This window comes from Novosphingobium sp. G106, assembly GCF_019075875.1.
Taxonomy (GTDB): domain Bacteria; phylum Pseudomonadota; class Alphaproteobacteria; order Sphingomonadales; family Sphingomonadaceae; genus Novosphingobium.
In genome coordinates, this window is the sequence record NZ_JAHOOZ010000001.1 from 2,098,545 (window position 1) to 2,119,531 (window position 20,987).

Consider the following 20,987-nt stretch of genomic DNA (forward strand, 5'->3'; position numbering starts at 1 on the left):
TTCAATAGCCAAGACCGAGATCGACTGCGTGCTCCAGCGGCTCGCCCTTGCGATAGCGCTCGAGGTTGTCGAGGAACCGCTCGGCCCCGCGCTGGACCAGCTTGGTCTGCGAGCGGCCCGACAGGTGCATCGAGATGTGGACGTTGTCGAAGTCCCATAGCGGATGGTCCGCCGGCAACGGTTCGGGATCGGTCACGTCGAGAAAGGCGGCGCCCAGCCGGCCTTCGCGCAAGGTGCCGAGTAGCGCCTCGGTGTCGATGACGAAGCCGCGCGAGAAGTTCATGATCGCCGCACCGGGCTTCATCGCGGCGAACTCGGCCGAGCCGATCAGCCCCGTAGTTTCTGAAGTCGATGCCACGGCGACGATCACCCAGTCGAAATCGCCGAGCCGGCCGCGCCATTCGTCCGGACCGAGGATGCCGGGCCCCGGCGTGCGGCGCATCATCGTCACTTCGACGCCGAACGAGCCCAGCAGGTTCTGGATGCGCCCGCCGATCCCGCCCGCGCCGAGGATCAGCACCTTGCTGTCGTAGATCTCGCCCTTGCCGGGCGCGTCGTGCAGCCATTCGTGCCGGTCCTGCGCGCGCACTACAGCGCGGTAGTTCTTGGCGATCGTCAGCATGCCCATCACGGCATATTCGGCGATCGTGATCGAGTTGAGCCCGGCCCCGTTGGTCAAGGTGATGCTACGCTCGCGCAGGAGGTCCATCGGGAAGACCTCCACCCCGGCCCCGACGGTGTTGATCCACTTGAGCCGGGTAGAGGCCCGCAGCGCCTCTCTGACGGCATTGAACTCCCAGGCATCGTACCAGCCGATCTCCGCTTCGGGCGCGAGTGCGAGCAGTTCCTCGGCGCCGGCAAACCAGCGCGGCTCGACCCAGTCGGGCAGGCGCGATTCGAGCAAAGGGCGGGCCATGGCGTTCAGTAGGGCAACGGTCTTGGTCATGGGTGTTTCAGGGCCTCGTCTTCGGCAATGGTCTCGCGCAGCTTCTGCTTGAGCCCGCGGGGGGAAATCGGAATCGGCGAACAGGTCGTCGAGGCGCCAGCCGTTGGCTTCGCGCTTGAAGACCAGGCGTTCGTTGCGGGTTTCGCCGAAACCGAGATCGACGCTTACGCGAACCTCGGCGACGCCGGGGGCCACACCTTGCGCCGCCGCGGGCACGGCGCGGAACTTCTTCTGGTCGAAATCCTGGCACAGGCAGAACCAGTCGCCGTCGTCGAGCGCATCGGGCTCATCCTTGGGCAGGACGCGCTGCCAATGCGCGATCAGCGCCGCGGTTTCGGTCGAGAAGATGGGATATTCCCAAGCCGACTTGGAAGTCGACGGCAGGCTATAAGGCTGGAACATCGCCTTGACCCGCGCTTGAATCGCCGCGCCGTCGGCCGCCGGCAATGCGGCGCCGGCCAGCAATAGCGGCGTCAGGATCGTCACGGACATGGCGGCCTCCTCTCCCCGGATGGTGGGGGACGCGGCCGCCCGGCGTCAACCGCCGATCGTCCACTCCCAGCCGATCGGATCGCCATCCATGACCTCCACGCCCTGTGCGGCGAGCTCGTCACGCAGGGCGTCGGAGGCGGCGAAGTCCTTGGCGGCGCGGGCTTCCTTGCGGCGCGCGAGCGTGGCCTCGATTTCGGCTTCGGCGATCGTCGCGGCCTTGGGCCGCATGCGCAGGTCGGCACGAGCGAGATCGAGCAAGCCGAGGCCCAGCACCGCGTCCATGGCGGCGAGCGCCGCCAGCTTCTCGCCCGGATCGACCTTCTTGAGAGCCAAGGCTTCGTCGAACACGGTCAAAGCAACCGCGGTGTTGAGGTCGTCCGAGACCGCCGCATCGAAGCGTTCCAGGAAAGGCGCGAACCTCGGCCCCGCCTGACCCGCGATGGCGCCGCGCTCCCTGAGCTGGGCCACTGCGATCAGCATCCGCTTCAGCCGCGTCAGCGCCGCGCCGAGGCCCTCCCACGAGAACTCCAGCTCGCTGCGGTAGTGCGCCTGGAGGCACATCATGCGGTAGGCGAGCGGGTGGTAGCCCTTGTCGATCAGCAGTTGCAGCCGCAGGAACTCGCCGCTGGACTTCGACATCTTGCCCGATCGCTCGACCAGGAAGTTGTTGTGCATCCAGATGTTGGCACCGGAGTTTCGCGCGACATCCAGGCCATTGGTGCAGCAGAAAGCCTGGTTCTGCGCGATCTCGTTCGGGTGGTGGATTTCGCGGTGGTCTATGCCTCCGGTGTGGATGTCGAAGGGGAAGCCGAGCAGTTGCCCCGACATCACCGAACATTCGAGATGCCAGCCCGGCGCGCCGCGGCCCCAGGGCAGAATCCCATTCCATCTGGCGCTTCTCACCCTCGGGCGTCTTGCGCCAGATCGCGAAGTCGGCGGCATTGCGCTTGCCCTCGACCGCCTCGATGCGGCCCTCACCTTCCTCGGTATGCGCGCGCGCCAGCCGGCCGTAGTCGGCAACGGTCGAGACGTCGAAATAGAGTCCGCTGTCGAGCTCGTAGCAGTGCTTGTCCGCGATGCTCTTGGCGAAATCGAGCATCGCCGGCACGTACTTGGTAGCGATCGACCACTCGGCCGGCTGGCGGATGTTGAGCGCCTTCACATCGGCCCAATAGGCCTCCGTATAGTGCTGGGCGATGTCCCAGATGGATTGGGCGCGTTCCTTCGCCATCTTCTCCATCTTGTCCTCGCCCTCGTCGGCGTCGTCGGTCAGGTGGCCGACGTCGGTGATGTTGATGACGTGGGTGAGCTTGTAGCCCTTGAAGCTCAGCGTCCGCCCGAGCACGTCGGCGAAGACGTAGGCGCGCATGTTGCCGATATGCGGGTAGTTGTAGACCGTCGGTCCGCAGGAATAGACGCGCGCCTCGCCGGGATGGACGGGCTGGAAGAGCTCCAGCTGGCGGGTGAGGCTGTTGAACAGCTTGAGCGGCGCGGCTTCGGTCATGGCCCCGCGCCTTAAGGTCAAGCCGCGTGGGCGTAAAGCAGCAGCGCGACGCCGCCCATCACCACGGCGAGGCCGGCGATCTCGTGCCCCGCCATCTTGCGCCCCGTGAGGCGACCCGAGGTTAGCGCGACAATCGGCAGTTCGATCAGCGACATCGTCCGCACGTTGGAGGCGGGGGTCAGCGAAAACGCCGTGAACCAGAAGGCCGAAGACGCCGCGCCGGCCGCGCCGGCACCGAGCGAATTGCGCCACTCGCGCAGCGAGCCGATGAAGGCCTCCCGCTCCCATACCGCGAGGTAGGTGCCGAGCAGTGCGGTCTGAACCACCAGCGAGGACGCGAGCACCGTCAGCGCGCGGACCACGAAAGTGCCCCCATTTCCCTCGGCGGGCAACGCCTCCATCGCGCCGCGAAAGGCGATCGAGCACAGCCCCGTCAGCGCACCCGAGACGATGCCCGCCATGATCATCCCGCCCTCGCTGACCAGCTTGTCGTATTCGCCGGGCTTGACCGAAGCGAAGATCACACCCGCGGTGACGAGACCTGTCGCCGCCCAGGCGAGCGCCGGCAGATGATCGCCGAGCAGCACCACGCCGAGCAGCGCGACGATCACGGGCTCGGTCTTGATATAGGTGTAGGCGACCCCGAAGGCGCGGCGATGCATGACGAACAGCATCATCGCCGTGCCGCCGATCTGCGTGACCGCGCCGAGCACGGTCCAACCGACCGCGGCAGCGGTGAAATGCGGCAGCGGCGCATCAGCCACCGCCAGCACGCCGACCAGGAACAGCAGCGCGAAAGGCAGGCCGAAGACGAAGCGTACCTGCGTAGCCCCGAGCGTGCCGATCTTGCCGGTGAGATTGGCCTGCGCGCCGTTGCGCACCACCTGCAAGGCCGCTGCGACCAGGGTCAGCGGCACCCAGAGCAGTCCGTGGTCCATCAGAACCCCTCGAACCGGACAACCTCGGACAATGGCGCGCGCGGAACGTCGAACAGGTTGACCGGCGCCGCCGGATCGCGGCGGCCGATGGCCAGGCCGCAGAAGAAGACATAATCCTCAGGCACGGAGATCGCCTCGCGCACCTGCCGACCATACATCGCCCAGCTTTCCTGCGGGCAGGAGTCGAGCCCCTCCCCGCGCAGCAGCAGCATGACCGTCTGCAGCCACATGCCGATGTCCGACCACTGCGGTGGTCCCATGTAGCGCGGCGTATGCACGAGCATCAGCACCGGCGCCCCGAAAGCGCGGAAGTTCTCTGCGAACTGGCCAAGCCGGCCAGCCTTGTCCTCGCGCGCGATGCCAAGCGCCTCGTACATCATCACCTCGCCCACCCCGACGCGGCGCTCCTCGTAGGCACCGTCGAGGCCCTTGGGATAGATGTCGTATTCCATCGAGCGCCCGGCCTTGCCCAATGCCAGCGCCTCGCCGATTGCCGCCTGGAGCCGCGCAAGCGGTTCGCCGGTCAGCACCACGGCATTCCACGGCTGGACGTTGCCCCCTGAAGGTGCGCGCTGCGCGGTCTCCAGCACGCGTTCGAGCACGGCTCGGTCGACGGAGGTATCGAGGAAAGCGCGGATCGAGCGGCGGCTGGCGGCAGCTTCGGAAACCTTCATCGCCTAGTCGAAACCGTGAAACCGAACGGCTTCATCCAGCGCCACGCGGCTGCGCTCGTAGTGATTGATCGGGGCCTCATCGTCGCGGTAGCCGATTGCCATGCCACAGAAGAACACGTGGCTCTCATCGCTGACGCCGATGTGCTGCTTGATCAACCGGCCGTGCGCAGCCAGCGATTCCTGGGCGCAGCTATCGAGGCCTTCCTCGCGGAGCAGAAGCATCACGGTCTGCAGCCACATCCCCACGTCGGACCACTGCGGCGGGCCCATGACACGCGGCAGATAGCAGAGCAGCAGCACCGGCGCGCCGAACCCGTTCCAGTTGCGCGCGTTCGATGCAGCGCGCTTGGCCGCGTCCTCGCGGGCAATGCCCTCCTTGTCGAGGCGGCGCGCGGTGATGACGCCGAGCCGGTCCATGTACGCCTGCGGAATGCCATGCGGGATGACGTCGTATTCCTTGGGATCCTGAGCTCCCGCGGCGATCATCTTTGCCTGCAATGCTCGCAGCGGCTCACCCGTGAGCACCGTCGCTTCCCACGGCTGGAAGTTGCAACCCGACGGACTCATCTGCGCCTTCTCGAGCACGCGGCGCAGCACCGCGAGGTCTACCGGCTTATCGAGAAAGGAACGGACCGAACGGCGCGAGGCAACGGCTTCGGATAGCTTCATCAGTTGTCCTCAAACAGGCCCGCGAGCTGCTCGATCATCGTCCCGCCGAGCTGTTCGACGTCCATGATCGTCACCGCGCGCTTGTAGTAGCGGGTGACGTCGTGGCCGATGCCGATGGCGACAAGCTGGACTGGCGACTGGCGCTCAATCCAGTCGATCACCTTGCGCAGGTGCGCTTCCAGGTAGCCGGCGCTGTTCACGCTCAGCGTCGAATCGTCGACCGGCGCGCCGTCTGAGATGACCATCAGGATGCGGCGATCCTCGGGCCGCGCCAGCAGGCGCGTGTGCGCCCAGAGCAGCGCCTCGCCGTCGATGTTCTCCTTGAGCAGCCCCTCGCGCATCATCAGCCCGAGGTTGCGGCGCGCGCGGCGCCAGGGCTCGTCGGCCTTCTTGTAGACGATGTGGCGCAGGTCGTTGAGGCGGCCCGGATGCTGCGGCTTGCCCGCGCCGAGCCAGGCCTCGCGGCTCTGCCCGCCCTTCCAGGCGCGCGTGGTGAAGCCGAGGATCTCGGTCTTGACCCCGCAACGCTCGAGCGTGCGCGTGAGCACGTCGGCACTGATCGCGGCGATCGAGATCGGCCGCCCGCGCATCGAGCCCGAATTGTCGATCAGCAGGGTGACGATCGTGTCCTTGAACTCGATGTCGCGCTCGATCTTGTAGGACAACGACTGGCCGGGCGAGACGACCACGCGAGCGAGCCGCGCCGCGTCGAGCAGGCCTTCCTCCTGGTCGAAATCCCACGAACGGTTCTGCTGTGCCATCAGCCGGCGCTGGAGCCGGTTGGCGAGCTTGGTGACGATGCCCTGCAGGCCCTTGAGCTGCGCGTCGAGATAGGCGCGCAGCCGGGTCAGCTCTTCCTCGTCGCAGAGATCGGCGGCCCCGACCACCTCGTCGAAGGCCTCGGTGAACACCTTGTAGTCGAAGGCGGACGGCAAGTCGGTCCAGGGGCGGTTCGGGCGAACGGGCAGCATGCCCTCCTCGCCCTCGTCGCCGCCGTCGGCTTCGTCGGTATCGTCCGAGGCTTCGGATTCGCTCTGGTCGTCGCCGTCGTCCTCGCCCTCAGTGGTCTCGGCCGCCATTTCGCTGGGTTGCTGGTCCTCGCCCGCGCTGTCGCCCTGCTCGTCGTCCTCGGTTTCCTCGTCGCCGTCCTGGTCGTCGCCGTCGTCGGGCTGCTGGTCCTGCGGCTCGACGCGGACGAGTTCGAGATGCTGGAGCATGTCGAGCGACAACGCCTGGAACGCCTTCTGGTCGTCGATCGAATTGGCGAGCGCGGCGAAGTCGTCGCCGGCGCGTTCCTCGATCCAGCCGCGCAGCATCTCGACGCCTGCTTTGGCCGGAGCCGGGACCGGCTGGCCGGTCAGCGCCTCGCGTAGCAGCAGCGCCAGCGCCGACTGGACAGGCACGTCCTCGACGTTCGTGGCGCGGGTGATCGGATCGGTGCCCATGCGCACTGCCATCGTCGCGTCGAGATTGTCGCGGATGCCGGCATAGTCGTTCGCCCCCAGCGCCTCGTAGCGCACCTGCTCGATCGCATCGTAACAGGCGCGCGCGACGGGCTCTATCGGCGCGTGGCGGCTATGCAGCGTGTCGCTGTGATGGCGCAGCTTGAGCGCGAAGCTGTCGGCAAAACCGCGCGCTTCCATCGCCGCGCCGCGCGGCAGGCTGCGTCCGGGCATCGGCACACGGAAGGTATGGCCCGACTGGCTCGGCGCATCGGCCGTCCAGTTGACCTCGACCTCGGCGTCATGCGCCAGCGCGCGGCTGGCACCGGCTAGGACGGACTTGAAGCGGTCTGCTGGGGATTCGTCGGACATAACCGGTGCTCAATGGCCAACCCGTCATCCCCGCGCAAGCGGGGATCGCTGGCCTCCAGGTCGGATCAAGCGGCCAGCGGTCCCGGGTCAAGGCCGGGACGACCGCAAGATCAGATCGACTGACCCGTCTTCGCCCAGTCGGCGAGGAAGCCCTCGATGCCCTTCTCGGTCAGGACATGCTTGAACAGGTTCTTGATCACCGCGGGCGGCATCGTCGCGACGTCTGCGCCGATACGCGCGCTTTCGAGCACGTGGATCGGGTGGCGGACTGAGGCGACGAGGATCTCGGTGGAGAACGCATAGTTGTCGTAGATCAGGCGGATGTCACGGATCAGGTCCATGCCGTCGAAGCCGTTGTCGTCGTGCCGGCCGACGAAGGGCGAGACGAAAGTCGCGCCGGCCTTGGCCGCGAGCAGCGCCTGATTGGCCGAGAAGCACAGCGTGACGTTGACCATGGTGCCGTCGCCGGTGAGCTTCTTGCAGGTCTTGAGCCCGTCGATGGTCAGCGGCACCTTGATGCAGACGTTGTCGGCGATGCGGCGCAAAATCTCGGCCTCGCGCATCATCCCGGCGTGATCGAGCGCGACCACTTCGGCGCTCACCGGGCCGTGGGTCAGCGCGCAGATTTCCTTGGTCACCTCCTTGAAATCCCGGCCCGCCTTGGCGATCAGCGAGGGATTGGTGGTGACGCCGTCCAGCAGGCCGGTCTCGGCAAGATCGGCGATTTCAGCGGTGTCGGCGGTGTCGACGAAAAACTTCATGATGGCTCCTGCGGGCGATTCCGCGCCCGCTATAGGCCGCCCGCCCGTCTGCCGCTAGGGTTGCGGCACCGGCGGCTGAATCGCCGGGCGCGCGGCGGCCAGAGCGGCCGACAGCGCCGGATCGTTGGCCGTAGCCGGATTGGCGCGGATATCCGCCTCGTCCGCGCCGATCTCGTACCAGATGCCGTTGTCGGCCGAGAGCGCAATGGCATGGGCGACGTCGCTCAGGGTGACGCCCGGCAGTGCCGCGATCGCCTGGGCCACGGTGGGGTCCTGCGCCGCGGTCAGCGCCTGCTCGAGCGGTGTGCGCAGCGCATTGACCAGGCCCGAGCCCATCTCAAGCCGTAAGGCGCTGGTCGCCGCGGTCGGCCGGCCGCGCAGGATGGCGGCGGCATCGGTGATCGGCAGCTTGCGCGCGGCTTCGGCCATGGCCGGCACCGCACCGCGCGCGCCGGCTTCGGCGAACTGGTTGAGCCGCTGGATAAGCTGCATGCGGAAGGCCGATTGCGCCAGCACGCCCGTGCCCGCCGCCGCGCCCTTGGTGAACAGCACGGGCAGGCCGAAGCGCGCCACGACGCTGTTGATGAACCCGTTCGTCTGGCTCAGGCGCGTCAGGGCGGACTGGGTCGAGAGCACCATCAACCGCCGCACGGCCTCGCTCGCGGGATCGCCCGCAGCCTGGGCCAGCGCCACGCCCGGCAGGGCCGCCATGACGCCGACGGTCAGCGCTCCGACCAGGAATTCACGGCGGTCGATGGCGGGGTATCCGGTTGCAGTCATTCGGCTTTCCTCTTGATTCTGACGGCTTGCCTGCAGGGCGATGCCTATATCCGCGATGAATAGCTATAGGCGACAGGATGAATCGCGCTCGACTCCTCGTATTCAACGCCGCGCTCGGTGCGCTCGATTACCGCGTTCCCGAGGGAATGGCGATAGAGCCCGGCTCGGTAGTGGTCGCGCCGCTGGGGCCACGGCAGATCGTGGGAATTGTCTGGGAAGCGGAACGCCTGCCGGCGACGGAGGTGCCCGACAGCAAGCTGCGCCCCTTGCTCGAAGTGCTGCCCGTGCCGCCGCTCCCCGCGCCGCTGCGCCGGCTGATCGAATGGGCCGCGGACTACTACGTTGCGCCGCTCGCCGCTGTGGCGCGAATGGCGCTGGGCAGCAGCGCTGCGCTGCGCGGCGGCGGGACGACCACCGAATATCGCCTGACCGGAGAGGAACCTGCCCGGCTCACGCCCCAGCGCGCCGCTGCAATGGATGCGCTCCATGGCGAGCAGGCGACGATCCGCGAACTCGCCGCAATCGCCGGCGTCTCCGAAGGCGTGCTGCGCGGCATGGTCGGGGCCGGGCTGCTCGAACCCGTTACCGTGGATATCGATCGCCCGTACCCGCGTGCCCGGCCCGACTTCGCCGTGCCCGAACTCAGCGAAGGACAGCAGGAGGCCGCTGACATATTCGTCGCCGCGGTAGAGGCCGGCGGCTTTGCGCCCTTTCTGCTCGACGGAGTGACCGGCTCGGGCAAGACCGAAGTCTATTTCGAAGCCGTTGCGGCAGCATTGCAGCAAGGGCGACAGGTTTTGACACTGCTTCCCGAAATCGCGCTGACCGAAAACTTCCTGCGGCGTTTCGAGGCGCGTTTCGGCGTCGCGCCGGTGCTCTGGCATAGCTCGCTCAAAGCCAGCGAACGGCGGCGGGCCTGGCGGGCGATCGTCTCGGGAGAGGCGCAGGTCGTGGTCGGGGCGCGCTCGGCCCTGTTCATGCCCTATCGCAAACTTGGCCTCATAGTCGTTGATGAAGCGCATGAAACCTCGTTCAAGCAGGACGACGGCGTGCGCTACAATGCCCGCGATGTCGCCGTCATTCGCGCCCGGTTCGAAAGCATCCCGGTGATCCTGGCCAGCGCTACGCCCGCGCTCGAATCGATGCATCTCGCCGATACCGGCGTCTACACGCGTATCGCCCTGCCCGACCGTTTCGGTGGCGCCAAGCTACCGACGATCTCGCTGGTCGACTTGCGCACCGAGCAGCCCGAACGCGGCCGCTGGCTCGCCCCGCGGCTCGTCGAGGAGCTGAAGGACCGGCTGGAGAAAGGGGAGCAGTCGCTGCTGTTCCTCAACCGCCGCGGCTATGCGCCGCTGACCCTCTGCCGCCACTGCGGCTACCGTTTCCAGTGCCCCAACTGCACCGCCTGGCTGGTCGAGCACCGCCTGTCGCGCCGGCTCGCCTGCCACCACTGCGGCCACGAAGTGCCCGTTCCCGAGGCCTGCCCCGAATGCAGCACGCCCGACTGCCTCGTCGCTTGCGGCCCCGGCGTCGAGCGCATCGCCGACGAGGTCGCCGAGCTGATGCCCGAGGCGCGGGTGGCAGTAGTCACTTCGGACACGCTCAACAGCCCCGAGAAGGTCGGCGAATTCGTTGCCGCGGCGGAAGGCAAGCTGATCGACGTCATCGTCGGCACGCAGCTCGTGACCAAGGGCTACCACTTTCCCGAACTCACTCTGGTCGGCGTGGTCGATGCCGACCTCGGCCTCGAAGGCGGCGACCTACGCGCGGCCGAGCGGACCTACCAGCAGGTGGCGCAGGTCGCGGGCCGTGCTGGCCGCGGCGAGAAGCCCGGCGAAGTCCTGATCCAGACGCGCCACCCCGAAAGCAGCGTAATTGCGGCACTGGCTGCCGGCGACCGCGACGCCTTCTACGCCGCCGAGACCGAAGCCCGCCGCGACGCCGGCGCCCCGCCTTTCGGCCGATGGGCAGCGATCATCGTTTCCTCGGAGGACGAAGCCGAAGCCCGCGATGCCGCGCGAGCGATCGGCGGAAGACGCCCGGACCTGCCCGACGTGCTGATCCTCGGCCCCGCGCCCGCACCGATGGCCCTGCTGCGCGGCCGCTACCGCTACCGCCTGCTGATCAACGCGCGGCGCTCGGCCGAAGTACAGCGGATCATCGGCGAGTGGCTCGGCCAGTTCGACTTCCCACAGGGCGTGCGGGTGAACGTGGATATCGATCCCTACAGCTTCGTCTGACGGCCGCGCTCACGCAGGACCTCCATGTCCCGATCGAGAAAATAGTTGAGCGCCGTGCGTATGGCGGCAATCGCGCCGAGTTTGCCGATGTCGTCCCAATCGGGCGCCAGGGTGGTTTCGACGATGTCCGCCGCCAGCTGGAATGTCAGCCCCGCCACCAGCCATCGGCCGAACGCGAGCCAGGCCTGGCGCAGCCTGTCTTCCGGACCGCCTGACAGCAGCAGATAGGACAGGCCGATGGCACCTTGGACGCAGCCGACCGCGATCGCGAGGATCGCCAGCATATTCGCGCCGAGCGCGATATATTCGGCGCTCAAGTGAGCGAAATAGGCCAAGGCGCACTCCCCGGCAGACCAGGAACGAGGCGATAGCCTAGGCTGCCGGCCCCGCCCCGCTATCGGGACAAGTACCGACTGCCAAAGAGGTTGGATCGAACGCCTAGCCCTCGAGCAGTGCCGCCGCCTCGATCAGCCTGTCGCCGTGCTCAACCTCTTCCTTGCCGTTCTGGCGGAAGAGCTTGGCAGCTTCCTCGTTGCCGATGTTCGCGGCCCACTTCTCGTACAGCCCCTCGCCCGCGAACTCGCCCTTGGCCAGACCGCGCAGGGCCTCGGCGGTGACGGGCGCGGTCGGGATCGGGCCGGCGAGGTAGGGATTGTCCGCAGCGGCGGGCGGCAGGTATTCCTCGCCGCTGATCGCGCGGATCGCCTTGGCAACTCGGTGGCCGTGGGCCAGTTCCTCGCGGCCGTTATGCTCGAGGATGGCGATCACGCCTTCGTGGTCGGTTCCCGCAGCCATGTTGCGGTAGAGCTCCTGCCCTGCCGCCTCGAGCAGGACCATGACCTTGAGCTGGTCGATGCTGGGCGCGTCGACGGCGTTGATATGGGCGAAAGCTTCGCCGATCGAGGCCGGCGCGCCGGCGGGCAGTTCTACGGTCATGACCTATTCCTTCGCAGCTTTTGCCCGAGGCTATACCGCGGCGGCGGCCGCGTCACGCCGCTGCGAGCAGTGTGCCCAGGAAACCGCCGATCTGGTCAAAACGCAGCGGCAGCGCGGTCAAGGGCCGCGCATGTCCTTTCACTTCGACTTCGATAAGCCCGGCCGGTGCGAAATCGACGTCGGACAGTGCTTCGAACACGGCCTGCGAGATGACCACGTCGCAGCCGATCTGCTTGGTCGCTGTCTCGAGGTGGAACGCCGTATTCACCGCCTCGCCCATCGCGGTGAAATCGGCGGCCCCAGCTGCGCCGAGGTTGCCGATCGAGGCCATGCCGGCGCTGTAGCCGCAACCGAACCGCAAGGCCTGCGGCGGACTGAACTTGCGCTCGGCGACGCGGAACACTTCCTGGTATTCGCTGACGATGTTGAAGGCCTGGACGATGTCGGCGCGGGCCATCGAGTTGCCGTTGTGGATCCACAGGCCCATCACCGCGTCGCCGATGAACTTGGTCGACCAGCAATTGGTCTGCTGCAGCCGGTCGCCGATCTCGCGGAATATCTCGCTCATCATCTCGCCGGTGCGCTCGGGGCCCATCTCGGCGGACATCCGCGTGTAGTTGCGCATGTCGGCGACGATCACGCTGACGAGCTGCTGCTTGAGCAGGAACTGCGTATTGCCCCCCGGCGGCTCGGAAATGGCGGTGGGTTCGCTGTTCTGGACGAATTCGATGAGGTGCGCACCGATATGGATGACGTCGCCCGACTTGAGCTCGGTCGGCGTAGTCACCGGCCGGCCGTTGAGCCGGGTTCCATTGGTGCTGCCCAAGTCATTGAGAATGCAGTGCCCGGTGGCATTGCGCCGCAGCATCGCATGCTCGCGCGAGGCCATGGCATCGGCGAGAACCACTTTGTTCGAAGCCGAACGGCCCAGCCCACAGATAGAGAGCCGCTCGATGGCGATTTCGATTTCCCTGCCGTCCACTTCGTATCGGATGAAAGTATCGGCCACGCGCTGGCTCACCTGATATCCCCAAGCAGACCAGCCTATACACCATCGACATTAACAATCGTCAATCGCGCCCCTGTTCCGTTCAGCGCGACGGCATTCGTTCCCGTTCGAGCAATTCCTGTTTAATAGTCATACCATAGGCATAGCCACCCAGGGTTCCGTCCGACCGAATTACACGGTGGCAGGGGATCAGTACGGCGACATTGTTGGCGCCATTGGCCGATCCGGCGGCGCGAACCGCACCCGGCTTGCCCACGGCGGCAGCGATCTCGGCATAGGAGCGTGTCTTGCCGGGCGGGATGCGGCGCAGTTCCCGCCAGACCGCCTCCTGGAATGCCGTGCCCTGGACGTCGAGCGGGATATGGCGCGAGTCGCCCGGCTTCTCGACAGCGGCAACGACTTCCGCAAACAGCGCGGCGAAGTCCTCTCCACCCTCGATCAGTTCGGCCCTGGGGAAGCGGGCAGCCAGGTCCGTGCCGTTCTCGCCGAACGACAGGCGGCAGATGCCCTTCTCAGTCGCTGCGACGAGCATCGGCCCGAGGCTGGTTGCGACCACGGTCCAGTGGATCGAGACCCCGCGCCCGCCATCGCGCCAGGCCGAGGGCGTCATGCCGAGCCGGCCTTCGCTCGCCTCGTAGAAACGCGACGGCGCGCCGAAGCCCGCGTCGTAGACCGCGTCGGTCACCCGCCCGCCGGCGCTCAGGGCATCCTCGGCCCGCTCCATCCGCAAGGCGCGCGCGAAGGCAGCGGGCGAGAGCCCGACCGCACGCTTGAACAGGCGCTGGAAATGCGCGGGCGAATAGCCGGCGGCGGCGGCCAGCGTTTCGAGCGGCACCGTCTCCTCTGCATCGCGTAGCATCTTGATCGCCTGGACGACCGCCGCCTCGTCGCGCGAGACGTCGTCGGGCCGGCAGCGCAGGCAGGCGCGCAGGCCAGCCGCCTCGGCATCGGCCGCGGTTGCATAGAAGACGACGTTCTCGCGCTTCGGCGGACGTGCCGGGCAGGACGGTCGGCAATAGATGCCCGTCGAATGGACGCCGGTAATGAAAGTCCCGTCGAAGCGGCGGTCCTTGGCCAGCGCGATGCGCCAGCGGGCTTCGTCGTCGGTGGGAGTCTTGATGGTCACGTCGTGATACATGGCACGCCTCCTTCTGGAGGCAAGGGATGCCGCACGATTGCGCGGCCTGCTTCCCGCGGTTTGCGTTCAAAGCCACAGGACATGCAGCGGCCTTTCATTGCGGGCGGACGGCAAGGCGGGCAAACAGCCGCGCATGAGCCGATTCGCCCGCTTTCTCGCCATCCTTGCCATGCTGGGCGGAGTCTTCGCGATCGTCGTACCGGCGCGGCTGGAGGCGGAGCCCGCCGACATCGCCGCCGCAGCGCGCAGCGTAGTGCGGATCGTGCTGATCTCGCGCGATGGCGAGCAGCTCTCGCTGGTCGGCCACGGATCGGGTGTCGCGGTCGGTCCGAACCGCATCCTGACAAACGCCCACGTCATCGCACCGGCGGAGGGCGACGAGACGATGCGGATCGGCGTCGTCCCCTCCGAAGGCAAAGGCGGCTGGTTCGCCCGCGTCGTCGCGGTCTCGCAAGGCAACGATCTGGCACTGATCGAACTTGTCGACGCTGGCTCGCTTCCCGTCGCGACACTCTACAACGGCCCCGTGGCCGACGGCGAGGACGTCTATGCCGTCGGCTATCCGGGCAATGTCGACATCGCCCAGGGCTACTCGATCAGCGACATGGTGAGCCCGTCCGCGCCGGTGAAGACGCGCGGCAACATCTCGGCCGGGCGATCGTCGAAACAGTACGACACGCTTCTGCACACCGCCCCGATCGGCGCCGGCAACAGCGGCGGTCCGCTGCTCGACGCCTGCGGGCGGGTGATCGGCATCAACTCGTTCGGCACGGTGTCGCAGGACGCCGATTCCGAATTCTACTTCGCCGCCTCGATGCGCGAGGTTTCGCGCTTCCTGCTAAAAGCCCAGGTCAAGCCGCAGACCACAGGTGCACCTTGTCGCAGCCTGGCCGACTTCAATCGCGACGAGGCCGCGCGCGCCACGGGCGAGAAGGAGCGTGCCTTCGAAACCCAGCGCGTCGCCGCGGTCGCTGCCGACAAGGCCCGCAGTGAGGCGCAGCTCGAGATCATCGGCAAGCGCGAGAACGGCATGGCGCTGTCGGGCCTCGCCCTGTTGCTGGCCCTGGCCACGGGCGGTGCTGGCGTGTTCCTGCTCACCAAGAAGCGTAAGCGCGACACGATCATCGCCTCGGTCTTCACCGTCCTGCTGCTCGGCGGCGCGGTGACCGCCTGGGTGATGCGTCCCTCGCTGGCCGAGATCGGCACGCGCGCGGACGAACTGCTCGATCAGGCCAGCAAGGGCGGCAAGAGCGCGGTGTCCGCAGGACCGCTTTCCGGCAATCTCGTCTGCGTGCTCGATCTCCAGCGCAGCCGCGTCACCGTGTCGCAGACAGCGGATGTCCCGCTGTCCTGGCAGGAGAACGGCTGCGCCAACGGCAACAGCCAGTTCGCCAGCGGCCCCGACGGCTGGTTCCGCTTCAACGTACCCAAGGACGACGAGACGGTCACCGTTTCCAACTTCGATCCGGCGACCGGAACCTACCAGGCGCAGCGCTACCTGCTCGACTTCGAGACGATGGCCAGGATTCGCGCCGAGCAAGCCAAGCTGCCCGCCCCTCAATGCGGCGGCGGACCCGATGCGGCGCGTGCGATGAGCGCCGGCCTGCTGGGCCTGAAAGCCATGCTGCCCGACTCGCCGAACGAGCGGCTTGTGTACAATTGCAGCAAGGCCTCCGCGTCGCCCCAACCCACGGAGTAAGGGATCCGGGGGCAATCCCGGAGCGACGTTCAGAACAGCTTCCCCCGCCTTGCATCCCGTCACAATCGTCGCTATGCGCGCCCCGACTGCGGGCCGCCGTGCGTATTCGCGCGGCTTTGTGTGCCTGCCCCATCCGGTAAGAGGGAACCGACGCGCGTGGAGAATTCCGGCGGCATTACGGCCAGTTTGCAAGGGCGCTACGCCTCTGCGCTGTTCGATCTGGCCAGTGAGCAGGGCTTTGTTACCGCGGTCGAGACCGACCTCGAAAAGCTGGGCGAAGCGCTCAAGGGCAGCGACGACCTGGCCGCACTGATTCGCAATCCCAAGGTCAGCCGCGACGATACCGCCAAGGCGATGGACGCCGTCGGCGGCGTGCTCGGCCTCTCGCCCTTGACCAAGAATTTCATCGGCGTGCTCGCGGCCAACCGCCGCTTGGCTGCCCTCCCCGACATCGTCCGTTCCTTCGCCGCCATCGCCGCCGCCCAGCGCGGCGAGGTGAATGCCGAAGTGACCAGCGCCCACCCGCTGGACGACAAGCAGATTGCCCAGCTCGCCGCCAAACTGAAGGCGCGCGAAGGCAAGGAAGTGAAGATCAAGGCCTCCGTCGATCCCGAGATCCTCGGCGGCCTCGTCGTCCGTATCGGGAGCCGTCAGATCGATAGCTCGATCCGCACCCGTCTCAATTCCCTCGCGAACGCGATGAAAGGCTGAACATGGATATCCGCGCCGCAGAAATTTCGAAGGTCATCAAGGACCAGATCGCCAACTTCGGCACCGAGGCCCAGGTCTCGGAAGTCGGTTCGGTGCTGTCCGTCGGTGACGGTATCGCCCGCATCCACGGCCTCGACAAGGTTCAGGCCGGTGAAATGGTCGAGTTCGCCAATGGCGTGAAGGGCATGGCCCTGAACCTCGAAGCCGACAACGTCGGCGTCGTCATCTTCGGCTCGGACAGCGAGATCAAGGAAGGCGACCAAGTCAAGCGTACGGGCACCATCGTCGACGTTCCCGTCGGCAAGGGCCTGCTCGGCCGCGTCGTGGACGGCCTCGGCAACCCGATCGACGGCAAGGGCCCGATCGTCGCCGAATCGCGCCAGCGCGTGGAAGTGAAAGCCCCGGGCATCATCCCGCGCCAGTCGGTGTCAGAGCCCGTTCAGACCGGCCTCAAGGCCATCGACGCTCTCGTCCCCGTCGGCCGCGGCCAGCGCGAGCTGATCATCGGTGACCGCCAGACCGGCAAGACCGCCGTCGCGATCGACACCTTCATCAACCAGAAGGACGCCCACAAGGGCACCGACGAGAAGGCGAAGCTCTACTGCATCTACGTCGCCGTCGGCCAGAAGCGCTCGACCGTCGCGCAGATCGTCCGCCAGCTCGAAGAGAACGGCGCAATGGAATATTCCATCGTCGTCGCCGCCACCGCTTCGGAGCCCGCGCCGCTGCAGTACCTCGCGCCCTACACCGGCGTGACCATGGGCGAATACTTCCGCGACAACGGCATGCACGCCGTCATCGTCTATGACGACCTTTCCAAGCAGGCCGTCGCCTATCGCCAGATGTCGCTGCTGCTGCGCCGCCCGCCGGGCCGCGAAGCCTATCCGGGCGACGTGTTCTATCTCCACTCTCGCCTGCTCGAGCGTGCGGCCAAGATGTCGGACGCCAATGGCGGCGGCTCGCTGACCGCGCTGCCGATCATCGAAACCCAGGCGGGCGACGTGTCGGCCTACATTCCGACCAACGTGATCTCGATCACCGACGGCCAGATCTTCCTCGAGACCGGCCTGTTCTACCAGGGCATCCGTCCGGCCATCAACGTCGGCCTCTCGGTGTCGCGCGTCGGCTCGGCCGCCCAGACCAAGGCGATGAAGTCGGTTTCGGGCTCGATCAAGCTCGAGCTCGCGCAGTACCGCGAAATGGCGGCCTTCGCGCAGTTCGGTTCGGACCTCGACGCTTCGACCCAGAAGCTGCTGAACCGCGGCGCGCGCCTGACCGAACTGCTCAAGCAGGCTCAGTTCAGCCCGCTGCCGTTCGAGGAGCAGACCGTGTCGATCTTCGCCGGCACCCAGGGCTACCTCGACAGCGTCGAGACCAACCGGGTCACCGAATATGAAGCCGAGATGCTGAGCTGGATCCGTTCGGAGCACGCCGACATCCTGACCGCGATCCGCGACAGCAAGGCGCTGGGCGACGAGCCCAAGGCCAAGCTCAAGGCCGCGCTCGACACGTTCGGCAAGCAGTTCGCGTAAGGAATAACGCGTCGTCCTGGTGGAAGCCGGCCGGTGAAAGCTGGGACGACGAATTAGGGAGCCGTCATGGCCTCGCTGAAGGAACTCAAAGGGCGGATCAACTCGGTCAAGTCGACCCAGAAGATCACCAAGGCCAAGCAGATGGTCGCCGCGGCGAAGCTGCGCAAGGCCCAGGCGGCCGCGGAAGCGGCACGCCCTTACGCCGCGCGTCTCGCAGAAGTCATGGCCAGCCTCGCCAGCAAGATCACGGTGAGCGAGAACTCGCCCAAGCTGCTGGCCGGCACCGGCAGCGACCAGGTCCACCTGCTTGTCGTCGCCAACTCGGACAAGGGCCTCGCCGGCGCCTTCAACTCGAACATCGTCAAGGCTGCCCTGGCCGCGGCGCGCGAGCTCGAAGCCAAGGGCAAGACCGTACTGTTCTACCTCGTCGGCAAGAAGGGCCGCGCGGTCATCCGCCGGACCTATCCGAAGAGCGTGCTGCAGATGTTCGACACGACCGACGTGCGCGAGCCCGGCTACAACGAGGCCGAGCGCATCGCCGACGAACTGGTCACGCTCTATGAAAACGGCAAGTTCGACGTCGCGCACCTGTTCTTCTCGAAGTTCAGGAACGCGCTGACGCAGGAACCGACGCAGCAGCAGATTATTCCGGTCCCCGCGCCCAAGGCCGCGTCGGCCGATACGGGCGCCGTCGTCGAGTACGAGCCCGACGAGGAGGAAATCCTCGCCGCGCTGCTGCCGCGCTACCTGCGCACGCAGCTGTTCGGCGCGCTGCTCGAGAACAACGCGTCCGAACAGGGCGCGTCGATGACCGCGATGGACAACGCCACGCGCAACGCGGGCGAACTGATCAACGCGCTGACCATCCAGTACAACCGCAGCCGCCAGGCCGCGATCACCACCGAGCTCATCGAGATCATCGCGGGCGCGGAAGCGCTCTAAGACATAGCAGGCAAGGAAACGAAAATGGCAACCGCCCCCGTCCTGAACCAAACCACCGCAGGCAAGATCAGCCAGGTCATCGGCGCCGTCGTCGACGTGACCTTCGAAGGCGAACTTCCCTCGATCCTCACCGCGCTCGAGACCGATAACAACGGCAACCGCCTGGTTCTCGAAGTCGCCCAGCACCTCGGCGAGAACACGGTCCGCACGATCGCCATGGACGCGACCGACGGCCTGACCCGCGGCCAGCCGGTGAAGTCCACCGGCGCGCAGATCACCGTGCCGGTCGGCCCCAAGACGCTCGGCCGCATTCTCAACGTCATCGGCGAGCCGATCGACGAGCGTGGCCCGGTCAACTCGGACATGTTCGCCCCGATCCACGCCAAGGCCCCGGAATTCGTCGACCAGTCGACCGAAGCCGCCATTCTCGTCACCGGCATCAAGGTCATCGACCTGATCGCGCCTTATGCGCGCGGTGGTAAGATCGGCCTGTTCGGCGGTGCCGGCGTCGGCAAGACCGTGCTCATCCAGGAACTGATCAACAACATCGCCAAGGGCCACGGCGGCGTCTCGGTGTTCGCCGGCGTCGGCGAGCGCACCCGCGAGGGTAACGATCTCTACCACGAATTCCTCGACGCCGGCGTCATCGCCAAGGATGCCGAGGGCAACGCCACCTCGGAAGGTTCCAAGGTCGCGCTCGTTTTCGGCCAGATGAACGAGCCCCCCGGGCGCCCGTGCCCGCGTCGCCCTGTCGGGCCTGACCATGGCCGAATACTTCCGCGACGAGGAAGGCCAGGACGTGCTGTTCTTCGTCGACAACATCTTCCGCTTCACCCAGGCGGGTTCGGAAGTGTCGGCTCTGCTCGGCCGTATTCCTTCGGCGGTGGGCTATCAGCCGACTCTGGCCACCGACATGGGCCAGCTGCAGGAGCGCATCACCTCGACCAACAAGGGGTCGATCACCTCGGTCCAGGCGATCTACGTTCCCGCGGACGATCTTACCGACCCGGCGCCGGCCGCCTCGTTCGCCCACTTGGACGCGACGACCACGCTGAACCGCGCCATCTCCGAACTGGGCATCTACCCGGCGGTCGACCCGCTTGACTCGACGTCGCGCGTTCTGACCCCGGCCGTCGTCGGCCAGGAGCACTACGACACCTCGCGCCGCGTCCAGGAGACGCTGCAGAAGTACAAGTCGCTGCAGGACATCATCGCGATCCTGGGCATGGACGAGCTTTCCGAAGAGGATAAGCTGACCGTCAGCCGCGCGCGCAAGCTCCAGAAGTTCCTGTCGCAGCCGTTCCACGTCGCCGAAGTGTTCACCGGCATCCCGGGCAAGTTTGTCCAGGTCGAAGACACCGTCCGCTCGTTCAAGGCGGTCGTCGACGGCGAGTACGACCACCTGCCCGAGAACGCCTTCTACATGGTCGGTGGCATCGACGAGGCGATCGAGAAGGCCAAGAAGCTGGCCGAAGAGGCGTAAGGCATCATGGCTCTCCACTTCGAACTCGTCACGCCTGCCAAACTCGTCCGCTCGGACGACGTCCACATGGTCGTCGTCCCCGGCTCCGAGGGCGAGTTCGGCGTGCTGGAGGGCCACGCGCCCTTCATGTCGACGATCCGCGACGGCGCCCTGAAGGTCTACAAGACCGACGGCGCCGCTCCGGAAGAGATCAAGATCGTCGGCGGCTTCGCCGAAGTCAGCGCCAGCGGCCTGACCGTGCTTGCGGAGCACGTCGAGAGCTGATCGATCCGATCAACGATACCCGAAGGGGCGCATCGGTTAATGCCGCTGCGCCCCTTTTTCGTTGCGTCACGATCGCCGGGCTGCCGTCCGCGCATGGAAATCGGCAGGCTTGTCGGCTATCCAGGCGAGGAATTTCGCGATGGCTGGATGTCGCCGCAGCGCCTCTGCCTCCGGCCCGCTCCGCGCCAGCTCAAGGTTGCTGAAATTGGCGTGAATCGCACGGTGGCAGATCGGATGGAGCGGTACCACCGCGCGCCCGCCGCGGCTTTTCGGCACCGGATGATGCCACTCCACGCGCCGTCCCAAGGGGCGCGTGCAGAGCCAGCAGGTACCGTCCGCAGCCCCTTCCACTCTACCCGGCCCAAATGTCCGCTCGCGCATTAGGAACTTATCAAATTTTAAACCTTATCATTCAATCAAGAACGCTTGCGGGAGCCCTACCATGGACGGGC

At 66.7% G+C, this 20,987-nt stretch carries 18 protein-coding genes and 2 pseudogenes; 7 read left to right on the forward strand and 13 right to left on the reverse strand.

The features are described 5' to 3' along the window. Position 1 precedes the first annotated feature (1 nt). The 8 genes and pseudogenes from KRR38_RS10015 to KRR38_RS10050 all read right to left on the reverse strand — a co-directional run bounded on the left by KRR38_RS10015 (position 2) and on the right by KRR38_RS10050 (position 8,578). On the reverse strand, positions 2 to 1,438 hold the full coding sequence (locus KRR38_RS10015; RefSeq protein WP_309141011.1) for a D-2-hydroxyacid dehydrogenase: 1,437 nt from the start codon (positions 1,436 to 1,438) through the stop codon (positions 2 to 4). Positions 1,439 to 1,483: 45 nt separating this feature from the next. Beyond that, a pseudogene (cysS, locus tag KRR38_RS10020) lies at positions 1,484 to 2,942 on the reverse strand (cysteine--tRNA ligase). Positions 2,943 to 2,959: 17 nt separating this feature from the next. Beyond that, complete coding sequence (locus KRR38_RS10025; protein WP_254514732.1) at positions 2,960 to 3,880, reverse strand: EamA/RhaT family transporter; 921 nt, start codon at positions 3,878 to 3,880, stop codon at positions 2,960 to 2,962. Next, a complete protein-coding gene (locus KRR38_RS10030; protein ID WP_217401060.1) occupies positions 3,880 to 4,554 on the reverse strand; it encodes a nitroreductase in 675 nt (224 codons plus the stop codon). The genes KRR38_RS10025 and KRR38_RS10030 overlap by 1 nt, the downstream gene beginning before the upstream one ends. 3 nt (positions 4,555 to 4,557) lie before the next feature. Continuing rightward, complete coding sequence (locus KRR38_RS10035) at positions 4,558 to 5,223, reverse strand: nitroreductase (RefSeq protein ID WP_217401062.1); 666 nt, start codon at positions 5,221 to 5,223, stop codon at positions 4,558 to 4,560. Continuing rightward, a complete protein-coding gene (gene cobT, locus KRR38_RS10040) occupies positions 5,223 to 7,037 on the reverse strand; it encodes a cobaltochelatase subunit CobT (RefSeq protein WP_217401064.1) in 1,815 nt (604 codons plus the stop codon). Before cobT ends, KRR38_RS10035 begins: the two co-directional genes overlap by 1 nt. Before the next feature lie 110 nt (positions 7,038 to 7,147). Then, positions 7,148 to 7,798, reverse strand: coding sequence for a fructose-6-phosphate aldolase (fsa, locus tag KRR38_RS10045; protein WP_217401066.1), 651 nt, complete (start codon positions 7,796 to 7,798; stop codon positions 7,148 to 7,150). A gap of 54 nt (positions 7,799 to 7,852) precedes the next feature. Beyond that, on the reverse strand, positions 7,853 to 8,578 hold the full coding sequence (locus KRR38_RS10050) for a DUF4197 family protein (RefSeq protein ID WP_217401067.1): 726 nt from the start codon (positions 8,576 to 8,578) through the stop codon (positions 7,853 to 7,855). Between the two features lie 77 nt (positions 8,579 to 8,655). Between KRR38_RS10050 and KRR38_RS10055 the strand changes: the two genes are divergently transcribed. After that, positions 8,656 to 10,821 (forward strand): primosomal protein N', encoded by a 2,166-nt coding sequence (locus KRR38_RS10055; protein ID WP_217401069.1) that lies wholly within the window; start codon positions 8,656 to 8,658, stop codon positions 10,819 to 10,821. Here the strand turns inward: KRR38_RS10055 and KRR38_RS10060 are convergent. From KRR38_RS10060 to KRR38_RS10075, 4 genes are all read right to left on the reverse strand, one after another. Then, positions 10,806 to 11,156 carry a DUF1622 domain-containing protein gene (locus KRR38_RS10060; protein ID WP_254514733.1) on the reverse strand — a complete coding sequence of 117 codons (351 nt, stop codon included), beginning with the start codon at positions 11,154 to 11,156 and terminating at the stop codon, positions 10,806 to 10,808. The genes KRR38_RS10055 and KRR38_RS10060 overlap by 16 nt on opposite strands. Positions 11,157 to 11,259: 103 nt before the next feature. Further along, positions 11,260 to 11,757, reverse strand: a complete 498-nt coding sequence (locus KRR38_RS10065; RefSeq protein WP_217401072.1) for a ferritin family protein — start codon at positions 11,755 to 11,757, stop codon at positions 11,260 to 11,262. 52 nt (positions 11,758 to 11,809) lie between these two features. After that, entirely contained in the window at positions 11,810 to 12,778 is a 969-nt protein-coding gene (locus tag KRR38_RS10070) for an adenylate/guanylate cyclase domain-containing protein (RefSeq protein WP_217401074.1), read from the reverse strand. Between the two features lie 70 nt (positions 12,779 to 12,848). Then, positions 12,849 to 13,904 (reverse strand): bifunctional transcriptional activator/DNA repair enzyme AdaA, encoded by a 1,056-nt coding sequence (locus KRR38_RS10075; RefSeq protein ID WP_217401075.1) that lies wholly within the window; start codon positions 13,902 to 13,904, stop codon positions 12,849 to 12,851. A gap of 133 nt (positions 13,905 to 14,037) precedes the next feature. Between KRR38_RS10075 and KRR38_RS10080 the strand changes: the two genes are divergently transcribed. The 6 genes and pseudogenes from KRR38_RS10080 to KRR38_RS10105 all read left to right on the forward strand — a co-directional run bounded on the left by KRR38_RS10080 (position 14,038) and on the right by KRR38_RS10105 (position 20,535). After that, on the forward strand, positions 14,038 to 15,603 hold the full coding sequence (locus KRR38_RS10080) for a S1C family serine protease (protein WP_217401077.1): 1,566 nt from the start codon (positions 14,038 to 14,040) through the stop codon (positions 15,601 to 15,603). Between the two features lie 156 nt (positions 15,604 to 15,759). Beyond that, entirely contained in the window at positions 15,760 to 16,314 is a 555-nt protein-coding gene (locus KRR38_RS10085; protein ID WP_217401078.1) for a F0F1 ATP synthase subunit delta, read from the forward strand. Positions 16,315 to 16,316: 2 nt separating this feature from the next. Then, a complete protein-coding gene (atpA, locus tag KRR38_RS10090) occupies positions 16,317 to 17,846 on the forward strand; it encodes a F0F1 ATP synthase subunit alpha (RefSeq protein ID WP_217401079.1) in 1,530 nt (509 codons plus the stop codon). Positions 17,847 to 17,912: 66 nt separating this feature from the next. Continuing rightward, on the forward strand, positions 17,913 to 18,788 hold the full coding sequence (locus KRR38_RS10095; protein ID WP_217401081.1) for a F0F1 ATP synthase subunit gamma: 876 nt from the start codon (positions 17,913 to 17,915) through the stop codon (positions 18,786 to 18,788). 24 nt (positions 18,789 to 18,812) lie between these two features. Beyond that, a pseudogene (gene atpD / locus KRR38_RS10100) lies at positions 18,813 to 20,271 on the forward strand (F0F1 ATP synthase subunit beta). A gap of 6 nt (positions 20,272 to 20,277) precedes the next feature. Beyond that, the gene (locus tag KRR38_RS10105; RefSeq protein WP_217401083.1) at positions 20,278 to 20,535 is read left to right on the forward strand and encodes an ATP synthase F1 subunit epsilon; all 258 of its coding nucleotides are present in this window, start codon (positions 20,278 to 20,280) and stop codon (positions 20,533 to 20,535) included. A gap of 66 nt (positions 20,536 to 20,601) precedes the next feature. Here KRR38_RS10105 and KRR38_RS10110 read toward each other — a convergent pair whose 3' ends face one another. Further along, positions 20,602 to 20,916 carry an HNH endonuclease gene (locus KRR38_RS10110; protein ID WP_217401085.1) on the reverse strand — a complete coding sequence of 105 codons (315 nt, stop codon included), beginning with the start codon at positions 20,914 to 20,916 and terminating at the stop codon, positions 20,602 to 20,604. Positions 20,917 to 20,987: the final 71 nt, after the last annotated feature.

Coding starts and splice junctions, on each gene's coding strand:
- KRR38_RS10015 (WP_309141011.1), bottom strand. CDS start 1,438: ATGTCCGTGACGATCCTGACGCCGCTATTGCTGGCCGGCGCCGCATTG.
- KRR38_RS10025 (WP_254514732.1), bottom strand. CDS start 3,880: ATGGACCACGGACTGCTCTGGGTGCCGCTGACCCTGGTCGCAGCGGCC.
- KRR38_RS10030 (WP_217401060.1), bottom strand. CDS start 4,554: ATGAAGGTTTCCGAAGCTGCCGCCAGCCGCCGCTCGATCCGCGCTTTC.
- KRR38_RS10035 (WP_217401062.1), bottom strand. CDS start 5,223: ATGAAGCTATCCGAAGCCGTTGCCTCGCGCCGTTCGGTCCGTTCCTTT.
- cobT (WP_217401064.1), bottom strand. CDS start 7,037: ATGTCCGACGAATCCCCAGCAGACCGCTTCAAGTCCGTCCTAGCCGGT.
- fsa (WP_217401066.1), bottom strand. CDS start 7,798: ATGAAGTTTTTCGTCGACACCGCCGACACCGCTGAAATCGCCGATCTT.
- KRR38_RS10050 (WP_217401067.1), bottom strand. CDS start 8,578: ATGACTGCAACCGGATACCCCGCCATCGACCGCCGTGAATTCCTGGTC.
- KRR38_RS10055 (WP_217401069.1), top strand. CDS start 8,656: ATGAATCGCGCTCGACTCCTCGTATTCAACGCCGCGCTCGGTGCGCTC.
- KRR38_RS10065 (WP_217401072.1), bottom strand. CDS start 11,757: ATGACCGTAGAACTGCCCGCCGGCGCGCCGGCCTCGATCGGCGAAGCT.
- KRR38_RS10075 (WP_217401075.1), bottom strand. CDS start 13,904: ATGTATCACGACGTGACCATCAAGACTCCCACCGACGACGAAGCCCGC.
- KRR38_RS10080 (WP_217401077.1), top strand. CDS start 14,038: ATGAGCCGATTCGCCCGCTTTCTCGCCATCCTTGCCATGCTGGGCGGA.
- atpA (WP_217401079.1), top strand. CDS start 16,317: ATGGATATCCGCGCCGCAGAAATTTCGAAGGTCATCAAGGACCAGATC.
- KRR38_RS10095 (WP_217401081.1), top strand. CDS start 17,913: ATGGCCTCGCTGAAGGAACTCAAAGGGCGGATCAACTCGGTCAAGTCG.
- KRR38_RS10105 (WP_217401083.1), top strand. CDS start 20,278: ATGGCTCTCCACTTCGAACTCGTCACGCCTGCCAAACTCGTCCGCTCG.
- KRR38_RS10110 (WP_217401085.1), bottom strand. CDS start 20,916: ATGCGCGAGCGGACATTTGGGCCGGGTAGAGTGGAAGGGGCTGCGGAC.